At 67.4% G+C, this 13,681-nt stretch carries 14 protein-coding genes and 1 pseudogene; 8 read left to right on the forward strand and 7 right to left on the reverse strand.

The genetic code is table 11. The annotated features are described in order from the left end of the window. The first annotated feature begins 26 nt into the window (after positions 1-26). A complete protein-coding gene (gene idi / locus ACQP1G_RS10010) occupies positions 27-683 on the forward strand; it encodes an isopentenyl-diphosphate Delta-isomerase (protein ID WP_433201268.1) in 657 nt (218 codons plus the stop codon). A 177-nt stretch (positions 684-860) separates the two neighbouring features. Here the strand turns inward: idi and ACQP1G_RS10015 are convergent, their stop codons facing one another. Then, positions 861-1,727: a class I SAM-dependent methyltransferase gene (locus tag ACQP1G_RS10015; protein WP_433201271.1), complete on the reverse strand. Its 867-nt coding sequence runs from the start codon at positions 1,725-1,727 to the stop codon at positions 861-863. A gap of 125 nt (positions 1,728-1,852) precedes the next feature. After that, entirely contained in the window at positions 1,853-2,431 is a 579-nt protein-coding gene (locus ACQP1G_RS10020) for a helix-turn-helix domain-containing protein (protein WP_433201274.1), read from the reverse strand. Positions 2,432-2,504: 73 nt separating this feature from the next. Between ACQP1G_RS10020 and ACQP1G_RS10025 the strand changes: the two genes are divergently transcribed. The 3 genes from ACQP1G_RS10025 (at position 2,505) to ACQP1G_RS10035 (ending at position 5,554) form a co-directional block, all read left to right on the forward strand. Further along, positions 2,505-3,515 carry an NAD(P)/FAD-dependent oxidoreductase gene (locus ACQP1G_RS10025; protein WP_433201276.1) on the forward strand — a complete coding sequence of 337 codons (1,011 nt, stop codon included), beginning with the start codon at positions 2,505-2,507 and terminating at the stop codon, positions 3,513-3,515. A 128-nt stretch (positions 3,516-3,643) separates the two neighbouring features. Further along, positions 3,644-5,263, forward strand: coding sequence for an MFS transporter (locus tag ACQP1G_RS10030; protein ID WP_433201279.1), 1,620 nt, complete (start codon positions 3,644-3,646; stop codon positions 5,261-5,263). A gap of 54 nt (positions 5,264-5,317) precedes the next feature. Next, positions 5,318-5,554 carry a hypothetical protein gene (locus tag ACQP1G_RS10035; protein WP_433201282.1) on the forward strand — a complete coding sequence of 79 codons (237 nt, stop codon included), beginning with the start codon at positions 5,318-5,320 and terminating at the stop codon, positions 5,552-5,554. A 115-nt stretch (positions 5,555-5,669) separates the two neighbouring features. Here the strand turns inward: ACQP1G_RS10035 and ACQP1G_RS10040 are convergent, their stop codons facing one another. Both ACQP1G_RS10040 and ACQP1G_RS10045 read right to left on the reverse strand, forming a co-directional pair. Further along, positions 5,670-6,053 (reverse strand): hypothetical protein, encoded by a 384-nt coding sequence (locus tag ACQP1G_RS10040; RefSeq protein ID WP_433201285.1) that lies wholly within the window; start codon positions 6,051-6,053, stop codon positions 5,670-5,672. A gap of 37 nt (positions 6,054-6,090) precedes the next feature. Next, positions 6,091-6,660 (reverse strand): TetR/AcrR family transcriptional regulator, encoded by a 570-nt coding sequence (locus ACQP1G_RS10045; protein ID WP_433201288.1) that lies wholly within the window; start codon positions 6,658-6,660, stop codon positions 6,091-6,093. Between the two features lie 99 nt (positions 6,661-6,759). On the opposite strand from ACQP1G_RS10045, the gene ACQP1G_RS10050 reads away from it, so the two are divergent. The 3 genes from ACQP1G_RS10050 to ACQP1G_RS10060 all read left to right on the forward strand — a co-directional run bounded on the left by ACQP1G_RS10050 (position 6,760) and on the right by ACQP1G_RS10060 (position 9,330). Beyond that, the gene (locus ACQP1G_RS10050) at positions 6,760-7,197 is read left to right on the forward strand and encodes a DoxX family protein (protein WP_433201291.1); all 438 of its coding nucleotides are present in this window, start codon (positions 6,760-6,762) and stop codon (positions 7,195-7,197) included. 201 nt (positions 7,198-7,398) lie between these two features. Beyond that, on the forward strand, positions 7,399-8,502 hold the full coding sequence (locus ACQP1G_RS10055; RefSeq protein ID WP_433201294.1) for an MAB_1171c family putative transporter: 1,104 nt from the start codon (positions 7,399-7,401) through the stop codon (positions 8,500-8,502). A gap of 51 nt (positions 8,503-8,553) precedes the next feature. Next, complete coding sequence (locus ACQP1G_RS10060) at positions 8,554-9,330, forward strand: dienelactone hydrolase family protein (RefSeq protein WP_433201297.1); 777 nt, start codon at positions 8,554-8,556, stop codon at positions 9,328-9,330. Between the two features lie 137 nt (positions 9,331-9,467). Here ACQP1G_RS10060 and ACQP1G_RS10065 read toward each other — a convergent pair. Beyond that, positions 9,468-10,703 (reverse strand): annotated as a pseudogene (locus tag ACQP1G_RS10065) (transcription termination factor Rho, short form); the annotation flags it as partial. A gap of 312 nt (positions 10,704-11,015) precedes the next feature. On the opposite strand from ACQP1G_RS10065, the gene ACQP1G_RS10070 reads away from it, so the two are divergent. Beyond that, positions 11,016-11,873, forward strand: a complete 858-nt coding sequence (locus ACQP1G_RS10070; RefSeq protein ID WP_433201299.1) for a cyclopropane mycolic acid synthase family methyltransferase — start codon at positions 11,016-11,018, stop codon at positions 11,871-11,873. Positions 11,874-11,900: 27 nt separating this feature from the next. Here the strand turns inward: ACQP1G_RS10070 and ACQP1G_RS10075 are convergent, their stop codons facing one another. Both ACQP1G_RS10075 and ACQP1G_RS10080 read right to left on the reverse strand, forming a co-directional pair. Beyond that, the gene (locus tag ACQP1G_RS10075) at positions 11,901-12,302 is read right to left on the reverse strand and encodes a PaaI family thioesterase (protein ID WP_433201302.1); all 402 of its coding nucleotides are present in this window, start codon (positions 12,300-12,302) and stop codon (positions 11,901-11,903) included. 4 nt (positions 12,303-12,306) lie between these two features. Next, positions 12,307-13,611 (reverse strand): MFS transporter, encoded by a 1,305-nt coding sequence (locus ACQP1G_RS10080; RefSeq protein WP_433201305.1) that lies wholly within the window; start codon positions 13,609-13,611, stop codon positions 12,307-12,309. Positions 13,612-13,681 lie beyond the last annotated feature (70 nt).

The raw sequence follows: 13,681 nt of genomic DNA on the forward strand, positions 1-13,681 counted from the left end.
TCCCCAGAGACCATGGAGTCACGATCATGACCACCGAAATCCGCGCCGATCGTGAGGCTCTGCTCGTCGAACTGGTCGATGAGCACGGCCTCGCGATCGGAGCACGTTCCGTGGCCGAGGCACACCGCCCGCCGGGGCAGCTGCACCGCGCCTTTTCGGTGCTGCTGTACGACCTGTCGGGACGGGTCCTGCTGCAGCGGCGGGCGGCCGTCAAAACCCGCTTCCCGCAACGATGGTCGAATACCTGCTGTGGACATCCCGCGCCGGGTCAGGACCCGGCCGACGCAGCGGTGATCCGGCTGAAAGAGGAACTGAGCCTGACCGCCCCAGAGTTGACCGAGGCGGGCATCTACCGCTATCGGGCCGCCGATCCGCGCGGGGATCAGGTGGAGCACGAATGGGACCACGTGCTGGTCGGCGTCCTATCCGGCGGCGCTCCCCGACCCGACCCGGCCGAGGTCTCCGAATGCGCCTGGGTCGACCCCGTCGAGTTACTCGGACATATCTCGGCGGCGCCCGACTCCTTTACCCCGTGGCTGTTCGGTGTCCTCGACATCGCCACGCGGACAGCCGATTTCACGGCCGCCAGTTCGTCTCGCGCAGCCAGATCCGCAGATCCATCAGCTTCGGATGGCCCGCACGCAGAGCCGCGAGGTCCAGCGGCTCCTCGGGCCGCTGGTTGAAGTAGCCGAGCATCGTCCCCACCTGCTCGTCGAAAGTGCGGACCTGTTCGATCGGCACGTGGAAGCTGCGAGCGCTCGGGTATGCACCGGCATCCGCTGCGGCGCAGTTGATCTCTTCGCTCGGCCCTCGCTGCGTCGGCATCGCGATTTCGTCGGGTCCTGCGTCGTCGGCACTACTTACCGGCGGCGGGCAGCCCACACGGTGCGTTCGGTGCGCATCGCCAGGTCCTTGCGGCGCAGGATGCTGTGGGGGCTGTCGGTATCGAGCAGCTGGTTCAGTGCGGTGAGGTCCTCGGCGGTGAGTGCGTCGGCGACGCTGTTGCGGAGCCGTCGCAGGCTGGCCAGGGCGTAGGCGCCGACGGTCGGGTTGCGGGAACCTTCGATGTCGACGGCGCGGGTGCGGTGGTCTTCGAGGGTGAATCCGGCGGCGGTCAGTTTCGGTCCCCAGTCGGCGCCGCGGTGTGGCACGTGCTCGGCGTGGTGGTGGTCGCTGATGGCATGGCAGCGTTCCTCGAGGCCGGGGCGGCCCTCAGGGGCGTTCTCGGGCAGGAAGCGGGGGAAGCCGACCAGCTCGACGACAGCGAAAAGCCCTCCGGGTGTGACGATTTCGTGGACGGCGCGCAGCGCCCGGTCCGGGTGGGCCATGTGGTGCATCGCGGCCGACGCCCACACCAGCTCCGGGGTGCCGAGGTCGGGCCAACTCGGGTCGTCGAGGTCGGCGAGCACGGTGCGTACCCGCTCGGCCACCCCGCGCTCGCATGCCTTCTCGCGCAGGCGCTGCAGGTGCGCGGCGGAGGCGTCGACTGCAGTTACCTGCGCCTCGGGGAAACGGTCCAGCAGGGCGAAGGTCCCGGCTCCGGTCCCGCAGCCGAGATCGATGATCTGGCGAGGCGCGGTCTGAATGGGCAGCCATTCGGTGATGGCCGCGATGTACTCGGCGAGGACTTCGGCGTCGAGGTCGAGGATCTCGCCTTGGCCATCTCCGAGATGCTGGTGACCGTGTTGTGCGGCGTGCTGGAGAGGGTGCGTCGGCGTGTGGGTCATATCGTCACGGTAGGTCGATCATGCGCCTATGGCACGGGCCCTTCCGGTTTTGGCAAGAAGAAGGTGGTGTGGGGTGTCGATCGCGCAAGCCTGGCGAGCTGGTGAACCGGTGGAGCGCCGACGGGTCAGGTGTGGGGTTCGCTGTCGCCGCGTTGGTGGCCGGTGCGGGCGTCGCGGTCGAAGATGCCGATGATCTCGCAGGGGCCGCCCGCGGTCCCGATGGCGTGGGGCAGCATGGTGGGGAACTCTGCGGCCTGGTTGGTTTCGACGCGGAAGCGGCGGTGGCCCAGCATGAGGAGTGCGGTGCCGGACAGGACGACGAGCCATTCGCGGCCCGGGTGCGCGCGCATGCGTGCGGGGTTGTCGGGCGGCGGTTCGGTCATGCGCTGACGCACAACGGTCATGCCCGGGTCGGCTTTGATGGGCCAGCGCATGAGCCCGTGCGCGCCGTCGATCATCGGGCTGATGACGACGTCCTCGGCGTCGGTCTCGACGAGCTGGTCCAGGGTGGTGTCCAGGGCGCGGGCGAGTGCGACAAGGGTGTCGAGCGCGATGCGGCGCTGGCCGTTCTCGATGCGACTGAGGGTGGATTGGCTGAGCCGGGCGCGGCGGGCCAGTTCCTCGAGCGACCAGCCCTGCGCGACCCGCAGCGCGCGGATGCGTTTGCGTACCAGGCTATCCAGATCGCCATCTTCTTGCGTCATAGGCATAAGTGTATGCCTGAAGCGCAAGACGGGGTTAGCGTCGAGTGCACACACAAGGAAAGGACAACGCGATATGTCTGCTCTGACCGCCGGGTTTGCCACCGATGCACTGCCGGGCGAGACCGTCGATGTCGTGGTGATCGGAGGCGGTGCCGCCGGTTTGAATGGTGCGCTGATGCTGGCCCGTTCCCGCCGCTCGGTCGTCGTGATCGACAGCGGCACCCCGCGCAACGCGCCCGCCGAGGGCGTGCACGCCCTGCTCGGCCTCGACGGCACCCCGCCCGCAGAGCTGTACGCACGCGGGCGTGCGGAGATACGCGGCTACGGCGGCCTGGTCGTGGCCGGTGACGTCGCCGCCGCCGCGCCGATCGGCCCATCGACCGACGGCGATCGGCGCTTCGCTGTCACCCTCTCCGAGGGCCGTACGATCACGGCGCGGCGGCTGCTGGTGGCCACGGGCCTGCGTGACGTGCTGCCCGATATTCCTGGGCTGCAACAGCATTGGGGTCACGGTGTGGTGCACTGCCCGTACTGCCACGGCTGGGAGGTGCGCGACGAACCGATCGGCATCCTCGCTGTCGGGCCCGCCTCGGTTCATCACGCGCTGCTGTTCCGGCAGCTGACCGACGACCTGATCTACTTCACCCGCAGCACCGAGCTCGACGCCGACACCCGTGCACGCTTCGCCGCGCGCAACATCGGCGTCGTCGACACCCCGGTCGCCGAGGTCGTGGCCGACGACCAAGGCGGCATCGCCGCAGTGCACCTCACCAATGGGCAACTCGTGCCCCGACGCGTGCTCGCAGTCGCCACCCGGATGCAGGCTCGCACCGACGGCCTGGACGGTTTGGGCTTGCCGATGGAGGACCTGCCCGCCGGCATGGGCCGCCGCTTCGCCTCCGGCATGGCCGGTACCACCGATGTGCCGGGGGTGTGGGTCGCCGGAAACGCCACTGACCCGACAGCCCAGGTCGGCGCCTCAGCCGCCGCCGGAGCCCTGGCCGGTGCCCACATCAACGCCGACCTGGCGACCGCCGACACCGACGCCGCCCTCACCGCGGTACAACGCGGCGCCGCCGTCTGACACCACACCGGACGTAATCCAACACTCCGCGGCACGCGACTCGACGGTTACCGCGGAACTCCCACCCCGACTCCGGCGACCGCCTGCACTGCGGTGCCGCGCTCCCGCCTGCCCTCCGAGAGGAATCCATGATCACGAACCAGCCCACCCCGGCGGCAACCGCCGGGGAACCGACAACCAATCCTCCTGGTGGCGAAGCAGATTCGCGCCAGCTTCGCACGATTCTGATCGCGGTCTGTATCGCACTGATGGCCGTCATCGCCTCGGTGTCCGGCCTCAACGTCGCACAGCCCGATCTCGCCGTAGCCTTCGACGCCTCCCAGGCCACCATCCTGTGGATCATCAACATCTACACCCTCACCCTGGCCGCACTCCTGCTGCCACTGGGTGCCCTCGGTGACCGGCTCGGCCGTAAACCCATGCTGCTCACCGGCCTGGGCGTCTTCGGCATCGCCAGCGCGGTCGCGGGCCTGGCCCCTACGGCCGAGGTCATGCTCATAGCACGCGTGCTCAGCGGCGTGGGCGCGGCGATGATCATGCCCATCACCCTCGCCGTCATCACCTCCACCTTCCCCGAGCATGAACGCGGCAAGGCGATCGGCGTGTGGACCGGCGTCGCCGGTGGCGGTGGCATCCTGGGCATGTTCCTGTCCGCCGCCCTGGTGGACGTGGCGAGCTGGCGGTGGTTGTTCGTGCTGCCCGTCGTGCTGGTGATCGTGGCGGTCGCGATGACGCTGCGATCGGTTCCCAATTCCCGGGAGCGGTCCGGACACGCCTTCGACACCGTCGGCGCGCTGGCCTCCGTCGTCGCGGTGGTCGGGCTCGTCTTCGTGCTGCAGGAAGGTCCTGAGCGCGGCTGGACCGATCCCGCGACACTGACCGGCTTGGGCGTCGGCGTCCTCGCCACCGCCGGTTTCGTGGTCTGGGAACTGCGTCGCCGTGATGCCGCGCTGCTGGACGTCCGCCTGTTCGGCGAGCGGTCCCTGGCCGGTGGCTCGCTGACGCTGCTGGCCGTATTCGGTGTGCAGGCCGGCATTTTCGTGGTCCTGTTCCCGTTCTTCCAGGCCGTTCTCGGTTGGTCGGGGCTGCGGTCCACCCTGGCCTTGATGCCGATGGCCGTGCTGATGATGGCGGCCTCCGGCCTCGCCCCCAAACTGGCCGAGCGCATCGGTGCCCGAGCCACTATGGCTGCTGGAATCCTGCTTGCCGGTGCGGGTTCGGCACTCATGGCCGTCATCGTCTCCGTCGACGGCGGCTACCTCTCCGTACTCCCGGGCATGCTCGCCATGGGTCTGGGCATGGGCTTGTCGATGACACCGGCCACCGAAGCCATCACCAGCTCGCTGCCACCAGAGCATCAAGGTGTCGCGTCCGCGCTCAACGATGTCACCCGCGAATTCGGCACCGCACTCGGCGTCGCCCTGCTCGGCGCACTGGTGTCCTCGGGCTACCGCACCGCCATCGACCCCCAGCTCACCGACGTCCCCCGCGATACCGCCGGCGCCGCGCGCGAAGGCATCGCCAACGCCCTCGACGTCGCGAACCAGGCCGGCACCCAGACGCAGGCCCTGATCCGCGCCGCTCAGGAATCGTTCGTCACCGGCTGGCAACACGCCATGTGGGCAGGCATTGCCATCATGACCGCCCTATTCGTCTACGTCCTGATCCGAGGACCCCAACAACCCACTCACACACCCGCGAACGAACCGGACGACCAGGAAGCCGATCTGCTGAACCACTCGGCGTAACGCCCGGCGGGCCGGACTGCTCCGGCCCGCCGAACACGTCTGCTCCATCGCAACATGCTCTGGATGATGTTCACCCACAAGGGAAACCGCGCCGCCATGCGCAATCGGGAGTCAGTGGGCCATGCGGTCCTCGGTCAATTCCGCACCCTCGCCGGCCGCCGCCCCGACGACCCACGCATCACCGCGCTGACCGAGACCAGGCCCGAATTCCGCACCTGGTGGTCGGAAATCCGGTCCAGGGTTTCCGCGCCGCCACCATCGGCATCGACCACCCCGAAGCGGGCTCGATGAACCTGGGACTATTCCAACTCCGCCGGGTCGAAAGTGCGGATCTCTTTCTGGTACTGCAACTTCCAGCCACCGAGGCGGACCGCACCGCCGTCACCTCCACCCATGGTCAGTACACCTAGTCCGCCGCCGCGCCCTCCTCGGCCGAATCCTCCGGCCAGCTGTCCTCGATGATCAGGCGGCCGGATTGCATTGCCTGCGTGTACTGTTCGGCGACCAGAGCGGTGGGGTAGGTGGGCCAGTAGGAGACGGCTCCGGTGGGTTTGTCGATGACGCAGACGGAGCCGCCGATGGCGGGGGGATGTGGCGGTGCGTGCGGGTCGACGCCGGGGGGCGGCGGGAAGATGGCGACGACGACGAAGCCGGCGTCGAATTCGGTGAGCAGGTTGCGGATGTCGAGGTCGGCGTCGCCATCGGTGGACAGGTAGTGGTCGGCGATGCGTTGTGCCTCGGCGAGATCCACCGGGGTGTCGGCCTCGGTGGGGAAGGCATGGATGTCCATGCCTATGAACTTACGGCCAAAAGCCAACGGGCCGTACTCATTCGAAATGGACCGTGGCGACCATGCGGCGGGCCAGGGTTTCCGGGTCCGAGCTGTCACCGAGCGCCGAATTCTGTAGTGCCCCTTCCCGCCAGAGCGCCGCGAAGCCGTGGACCAGTGACCAGGCAGCGAGACGGCTGGCTTGTTGCTGCTCAACGGTGTTCTCGGGCTGCAACATCGCGACACCGGAACGCAGCGCCACGCCTGCCTCGGTGCGGGCGGCGACCAGGCGCTCGTCGTCGGCGTGCAGGAGTTCGCGCCGGAACATGACGTCGAAGTGACCCGGATGTTCGCGCGCGAAGCGAATGTAGGCGACCGCGACCTCGCGGAAGTCCGGTCCGGCCGCGGCCAGCTGCTCGGCGAGCAGGTCGAAGCCCTCGATGGCCAGCGCGGTCAGTAGCCCCGCACGATCACCGAAGTGGTGTGCGGGTGCCGCGTGCGAGACCTCGGCCCGGCGGGCCAGTCCGCGCAGGGATACCGCGTCGACGCCGTCGGTCGCGATCTGGGCGGCGGCCGCGGCCAGGATGGTGGCCCGCAGATCGCCGTGGTGGTAGCCGCTCTTCGCCATATCTCGATGGTGACCCAAAATCTAGCCATTGACAAGTTTCCGGTTCGAACCTAATCTAGTCACTGTCAAGATTAGATGCTCGACCCACAGGAGACTCTGATGGCACCGCTGGTCGTACTCATCGTCATCGCCGGACTCGCTCGGTTCATCGGCTGGCTCGGCAACCTCGGCTGGCTCGACTCCTGGCCGCACGCCGTCGCGCTCGGGCTGGCCGCGATGTTCGCGCTCACCTCGAGCGCGCACTTCCTCGAGCCGAAGCGCGGTGCACTGGTCGCGATGGTGCCGCCTCGGCTGCCCAACCCGGCGGGCTGGGTCACTTTCACCGGCCTGCTCGAAATCGGCGGCGCGATGGGTCTTTTGATCCCGCCCATCGCCGAATTGGCCGCCGTGGGCCTGATCCTGCTGCTGATCGTGATGTTCCCGGCGAATATCCGTGCGGCGCGCAGCGATATCGGCATCAAGACCATGCCGCTGCCACTGCGCACTGTCGTACAGGTCATCTTCCTCGGCGCAGCAGCGCTCGTGCTGCTCGGCTGATCCCGAAACCAGTGCCAGCACACCGAATTCCGGTGTGCTGGCGCTTTCCTGCCCGGCGAAGACGGATCGTGTGTTGCGGCTTGATCGGCAGCACCGCGGTTATCTGGGTTGCGCAGGCGCTCTCGCTCTCGCAGTGGCCGCCGGATGGCCCGAGGGCAGTATCCTCTGACGGGCACGAGTTCCGCGGCCGAGAGGGTATCGATGTCGTCGCTGATTCCCGGGGCCGTCGCCTGGCTGGTGATCGGCTACCTCGGTGCCATTGCGGCCGGGCGGCTGATGCTGTTGCGGGACACGATCATCGATCGGCTCATCAATCGGATGCTGCTGTGGAGCATCGCCGCCATGCTGCTCTACCGATCCACTTCGACGCCGAGCATCACCAGTCTGCCCGTCGCTCTCGCACTGGGCTGCGTGGTCATGACGACGATGTACCTCTATGTCATTGCGCGATACATCGTGGCCGAGACCGAGCCCGCCGCGGTATGGCGTCGGCACCGTCGGTGTGGTCTCGTCGCCGCGGTGGCGACCGTCGTCATGGTGCTTTCCGGGATGGCGGCCGACGATAACGGGCGACCGGTCGATCTGGGCGCGCACGGGCCCGCCGCGATTTTCGGATTCGCCTATGCCGCGCCGCTGGCGATCAATATGGGCGTCTTCCTGCTCGTGGGTATCCGCGAGCTTCGCATCGGCGACCTCAGCGCCAAGACGCGGTTGGTCTGCTGGCTGCTCGGTATCAGCGGCGGCTTCGTCTTGGTCAGTCAGGCACTGTCCCTGGCGCAAGTGCTGACCGGTCGGCCCGATCTCGGCCCGCATTTGCCGCGCGGGGAGCTCGATTTCGTACTCTGCCTGGTCCTCGACGGGACACTGCTCGCCATCCCGCTGCTCAGCGCACTGCTCGCGCTGGCGGGATGGGATCGGGACGGCCGAATCTGTCGCCGATTGCGGCCATTGTGGCGCGACCTCACCGCGGCGGTCCCCGAGATCGTGCTGCCCGCCGACGCCCGCCGCGGTGCGGATCCGGCCACCCGCCTATTTCGGATGACCGTCGAGATCCGCGACTCCCTGCTCCACCTCGGCTCCTATCTCCCGGCCGAACCACATCCAGGGACCGAATCTGCCTGGGAGATAGCCGATTACGCCCACCGGATCGCCTATGCGGCCCGCGCTCGAAAGGCGGGTAGGGCGCCAGCCGTCGTCGGGGCCGCACCGCGACTGCCTCTGGTCGCGCACGACTTCGATGCCGAGCTCCACCATCTACTCGGTCTGGCCCGCGTCTGGCCGCAGGCCAAGACGGCGGTGGGATGAGCCAATTCACTACGCGCGCAGGCGATCACGTCGCGCCCTAGGCTGTACCCCATGACGTACACGATCGTTTCTCGGCAGTTCGACCTCGACGTTGATGGCGCACCCATGACCGGTTATCTGGCTCGGCCGGAGGGCACGGGGAAGTTTCCCGCGGTGCTCGTCGGGGCCGAACTGTGGGGTCTGACCGAGGACGTGCGGCAGATCGTCGATCGGGTCGCGGCGCTCGGCTATGTGGCCTTCGTGGTGAACGTCTATCACCGTTCCGGTCCGGAGACCGCCGCTGGCCTGGTCGAGAGCGACGAAAACCGGACGCGTGCCTTCGGGCTGCTCGGCGAGCTGACCCGCGACGGCGTCGAGGCCGACTTCCGAGCCGCCATTGCCTATGCCCGCGAGCACGGCGATGCCTCCGATAAGACCGGTGTGCTCGGCTTCAGCCTCGGCGGGCATCTGGCCTACTTCGCCGCCACCCGGCTCGACCTGGATGCGGCGGCGATCTTCTACCCCGGCTGGCTGAGCACGGCGGGCACCGCGCTGAGTCGGCCGGACCCGATGCTGGCCGCGACCGAGGGCATCGCCAAGGGGGATGTCATCGCCAAGGGGGATGTGCGGCTGCTGATGTTCTTCGCCGAACTCGATCACGTCATCGATGCCGAACAGCGCCAGCAGATCGGTGCGGCGCTGAACGAGGCCGGTGTGCGACATGAGTTGGTGGTCTACCCCGGCGCGAAGCACGCCTTCTTCTTCCCGGGTCGAGAGCCCTACGACGAGGCGGCCGCCGAGGATTCGTGGCGGCGGGCGTCGGCGTTGTTCGCCGCCGAACTGGGCTGATTTCGAGCCGGATATACGCGGGCCCGACCGGCCCTGTCTCCCCCTCCGAAGACAGGCCCGATCGGGCTTGTAATAAAGATGCCTCGGAAGGCTTGACAGGCCCTTAAAGCAGACTTAAGGGAGACGCATCGAGAAGATCAGGTTCGCTTGCCGCCCAGCTGGGCCAGGAATTCGGCGTTGGTCGGGGACTTGCGCAATCCCTCCAGCAGCAGGTCGATGGCCTGCGGACCGTCCACGGCGGCGAGGGTGCGGCGCAGCAGGTGGTTGGCCGCCAATTCGTCTGGGGCGAGCAGTAATTCGTCCTTGCGGGTGCTGGACTGCGCGATATCGATGGCCGGGAAGACCCGGCGACCCGCAGTGGCGCGATCGAGTTTCAACTCGGCATTGCCGGTGCCCTTGTACTCCTCGAAGATCACGGTGTCGGCCAGTGACCCGGTCTCGACCAGGGCGGTGGCGATGACGGTGAGTGAGCCGCCGTGCTCGATATTTCGTGCGGCACCGAGGAACTTCTTGGGCGGCGCGAGGGCAGTGGCGTCGACGCCACCGGAGAGCACACGACCGGAGGCCGGGGCGGCATTGTTGTAGGCGCGGGCCAGACGGGTCAGCGAATCGAGCAGGACGACCACGTCTCGGCCCATTTCGACCAGGCGTTTGGCATGTTCGATGGCGAGTTCGGCCAGTGCGATATGTTCGCGGGGCGCCCGGTCGAAGGTGGCCGCGGCGACGTCGGCGGGTACCGATCTGGCCAGATCCGTGACCTCCTCGGGTCGCTCGCCGACCAGTACGAGCATCAGCTCACACTCCGGATGGTTCTTCGCGATACCGTGCGCGATCGCCTGCAGCACAGTGGTTTTGCCCGCCTTGGGCGGTGCGACGACGAGTGCGCGCTGCCCCTTGCCGATGGGCATGACCAGATCGGTGACCCGGGTGGTCATGGCATGCGGTTCGGTCTCCAGGCGCAGCCGCTGGTTCGGGTAGATGGGGACGAGGTCGTCGAACTTCGGCCGGGTCGCGGCGCGGCGCGGATCCGCTCCGTTGACGGATTCGATCCGGACCAGTGGGTCGAGTTTGTCGCCGCGTGCGGGTTCGGCGGTGCCGGTGATAAAATCACCACGGCGCAAACCGTATTCGCGGATCAGCCGGGGTGGCACGTGCACGTCATGCGGGCCGGGGAGATAGCCCTCGACGCGCAGGGCGGCGGCGCGGTTGTCGGGAATTTCGAGTATGCCGCCGACGGATCGCCCGGGGTTCGCCACGGCCTCGGCCGTTGCTTCCCCGTCGGTTGGTGCGGGAAAAGTGTTGTCTTTCATGGTGTTTCCTTCAAATTGGTACGGCAAACGGCCGTTGGAGGCAGCGGCGATGCGCTCGCTGCGGTGAATGTCCCTGTGCGCTACGGAAGCGGATTCACGAAGGTGCAGAACCGTCGTGAGGAAGGGAGGGAGATCTTGTGGGAAGCCCCGCTCTGATCGGCTGTTCCGATCGGCCAGGGTGACCAACATCCACAAGGACAGCGCCGAGATTACATCTTCGAACGGTTGTGCGCAATGGCTCGGATCACAGCTAGGCGACAGGGCCGGTGATCGGGCACGTTTTGGTATCGGTCACCGCCTGCGGTTAACGACTCCACGGCGTGTCTCGCATCAGTCCGTATCCGGCCGAGACACGGCGAAGGCAGGAGATACCCAATGGCCGACCTCGCACCGTTCTACCAGCAAGTTCAGTCGCACTACGACGTCTCCGACGACTTCTACCGGTTGTTCCTCGACCCCTCGATGACCTACAGTTGTGCCTACTTCGAGCGCGATGACATGACCCTGGAACAGGCCCAGCTCGCCAAAATCGACCTCGCGCTCGGCAAGTTGGATCTGCGGCCGGGAATGACCCTGCTCGACATCGGATGTGGCTGGGGCGCAACCATGTTCCGCGCGGTCCAGCATTACGGCGTCAAGGTCGTCGGACTCACCCTGAGCCGCAACCAATACGAGCACGTCCGCGCGGAGATCGATCGGCGCGGGGCTGCCGGCGCCGAGATCCGGCTGCAGGGCTGGGAGGAATTCGACGGCAACGCGGACCGGATCGTCAGCATCGGCGCCTTCGAACACTTTCGGCGGGAGCGATACGCGGCCTTCTTCGACCGTTGCTATCGGATGCTGCCCCCCGACGGTCGGATGCTGCTGCATACGATCATCGGTCACACGCTCAACGACCTGCGGCGCATGAATATTCCGGTGACCCGGGAGAACGCGCTGTTCCACATTTTCATCAAGCGCCAGATCTTCCCGGGCGGTCAGCTGCCGCAACCCGCGGAGGTCACCCGGCTGGCCGGGCAGGCCGGACTCGGCACCGAGCAGATTCAGCCGTTGCGCCTGCATTACGCACGCACGCTGGATGAGTGGGCGCAGGCCTTGGTGAACCGTCACAACGAGGCGGTTCGGGTCGCGTCCGAAGAGGTCTACGCCAGATACCTGAAGTACCTCACCGGATGTGCCGACCACTTCCGCAGCGGGCACATCGATGTCATGCAGTTCACATTGGTGAAGTGAGCCCGGCGCGCAACGCCGGGCATCGGATCAGAGCACGGCTTGGGTCTGGGTCACCTTGGCGACGAGTTTGTCCGCGTCATCTCGGATTTCGGTTTCCACGACGATGAACGACCGCCCGGCGTGCAGCGGCCGCGACGAGGCGATCGCATGACCGGAACGCACGGCCCGCAGGAAATTCGACTTGGATTCGACCGTCGTCGTGCCCTGTTTGCCCTCGGGCAGATTCAGGAACGCGCACACCGCGGCGGTCGCGTCCGCGAGTGACATCAGCACACCGCCGTGCAGCACTCCACCCAGCGTGCACAGCGATTCGTCCCAGGCGATCCGGCTGCGCACCAGTGCGGTGCCGTGTTCGAGCACCTCGACCCCGAGGCGCTCGGTGAACGGCATGGACTGGTGAAAGATCTTGGTACCCACCTCATCGATCATGAACTCAGCCTGCCCGACGGACCCGGCGCGCGTCGATTACCCCTGAGGTAATCAGCAGTACGAGCAGTGCGGTCGCACCGCCGCACAACAGCACGGTCGAGGGGGAGGTCCGGTCCACGAGTACGCCGCCGACCAGCGCGCCCGCACAGAATGTCGCCTGGAACGACGCCGTGAACAGCACCGACGCCACCTCGGGAGCGTCGGGCAGCGCGTCGGCGAACCAGGTCTGCAGGACGACCGGGATGCCGCCGTACCCGATACCCCAGACGATCAGCAGCGCGACTGCGCCCAACTCCCAGCGGCCCAGCAGCGGCAGCGACAGCATCGCGGCCGCCATCGCGGTCGCCGCGCAGCCGAGCGCGGTCCGGGGACGGCCCAGCAGAGTGCCGCCCAGGAAGTTGCCGGCAATGCCCGCCACGCCGTAGATCAGCAGCAGCACTGTGATCGTCCCAGCGCTCACATCGGTGACCTGCTCCAGGAACGGGGTGACATAGGTATAGGTGCCGAACTGTGCGAGCACCACGAAAAAGGTTGCCAGCAGGGCGATTCGGACGGCCGTGCCGCCGAGTCCGATGCGCAGCGAGGTTACGCTCATGGCCTGTTCGGCGGGCAGCGATGGCAGCGCGGATGCCAGCAGTGCCAGCACCACCGCGGACAGTACGGCCAGGACGACGAATGCGGTTCGCCAGCCCGCGAGATGGCCGATGAAGGTGCCTGCGGGCACACCGAGCACCGAACCCAGCGGGACCGAGGAGAAGATCACCGCGGTGGCCCGGTTCGCCGACTCCGGCGGCACCAGCCGTCCGGCCAGTCCGGCCGCGATCGACCAGTAGCCGCCGACGGTGATCCCGATCAGCACGCGGGAAGCCAGCACCACCCAGAACTCCGGCGCGGTCGCGGCCACCACATTGGCGATCACCAGCAGCAGCGTGCAGCCGCACAGCAGCAGTCGGCGATCGACGCGAGCGGCCGCGACGGTCACCAGCGGGGCCGCGATCGCGGCGAGCAGACCGGGCAGGGTCATCATCAGCCCGGCCATGCCGTCGGAGATCGTGAAATCGGATCCGATCGAGGTCAGCAGACCGATCGGCAGAATCTCGGTCGTCACGATCGAGAAGATGCCGAGCATCACCGCGACGACGGCGAGCCAGCGGATCAGTGGTGGCCGGGTGATCGGGGTGGGGGAGGGCGCGAGAGCGATGGACATGTGCTCCAGTTCAGCAATCCGCGCCGCCGAGTTCCGGCGGGTTTCCGCCGCGAATACGCCGATGCCCGGTGCGCGACGGGGAAGTCGTCGGACGCTGGGCATCAGTGTTCTTCGGTGCTACGAGCTGAAGAACTGGAATTCTGGCAAATTCGTGGCGCGCGTCACGTGCACA

The organism is Nocardia sp. CA-107356 (assembly GCF_050946365.1).
Classification (GTDB): Bacteria; Actinomycetota; Actinomycetes; order Mycobacteriales; family Mycobacteriaceae; genus Nocardia.